Here is a 1092-nt window from a genome sequence, read left to right on the forward strand (position 1 = left end):
CTCCTTGAGGCTATTATCTGTGTTGATTGATTTCGGATGGCTGGACGGCATCGCCTGTCGAATTGCCGAAGGAATTGCGCTGGTAGGTGATCACCGAGGCAATATCCACGTCCGACAGATGCTTGAATGGCGCCATTGCCGTGCCGCTCTTGCCATTCATGACGATGTTGATGTGGCCATCCTTGGGTCCGGTGGCAACTTTCGATCCAGCGATGGCAGGGAAGGTGCCGGGCACACCCTGCCCATTGGCCTGATGACAGGCAGCGCAGTTGGCGTTATATACCGCTTCGCCCTTGGCCTTGAGCTCGTCCAGCGTGAACTCCTTGTTGACGTCCACGGCCACTGCCGCCAGCTTGGTTTTCTGCTCTGCCACCCAGGCGGCGTATTTCTCAGGCTCCACCGCCTCTACCACGATCGGCATGAAACCATGCTCCTTGCCGCACAACTCGGCGCACTGGCCGCGATAGGTACCGGGCTTCTCGATGTTGAACCACACATCACGGATGAAGCCGGGAATGGCATCCTGCTTGACGCCTAACGCCGGTACCCACCAGGCGTGCAGCACGTCATTGGCGGTGATCAGCACGCGCACTTTCTTGCCTGTGGGAACGACCAGCGGATTGTCCACTTCCAGGAGATAGTTCTCGCCCTTGGGTGCCGCGTTGTCGATCTGCGACTTGGGCGTGGAAAGCGCGCTCAGGAAACTGACCCCCTCCCCTTCACCCGTCAGGTAGTCGTAGCCCCATTTCCACTGATAACCCGTCGCCTTGACCGTGATGTCCGGATTGGTTGTATCCTTCATGGCAATGATGGTCTTGGTGGCGGGAAAAGCCATGCCGACCAGGATCAGGAACGGGATCGCCGTCCAGATGATCTCGACCGTGGTGCTGTGATGGAAGTTGGCGGCTTCATAGCCCTTGGATTTGCGATGCTTGACTACCGAATAGAACATCACGCCGAACACGCCGATGAATATCGCCAGACAAATCCACAGAACCATCGTGTGCTGGTCGTAGATCTGCTGGGCAATGACTGTCTGCGGCTCGGGCAGATTTAACTGGTAGGGGTCGGCTGCCGCCATCGCCAGTCCGG

Annotated in this window: 1 protein-coding gene; it reads right to left on the minus strand. The window is 58.1% G+C overall.

The features are described from left to right. Positions 1-13 precede the first annotated feature (13 nt). Positions 14-1092, minus strand: a 1079-nt coding sequence (gene coxB / locus BMY01_RS16920) for a cytochrome c oxidase subunit II (protein ID WP_439331423.1), incomplete at its 5' end; no start/stop codon positions are given.

Source organism: Nitrosospira multiformis (assembly GCF_900110185.1).
GTDB classification, from domain to species: domain Bacteria; phylum Pseudomonadota; class Gammaproteobacteria; order Burkholderiales; family Nitrosomonadaceae; genus Nitrosospira; species Nitrosospira multiformis_A.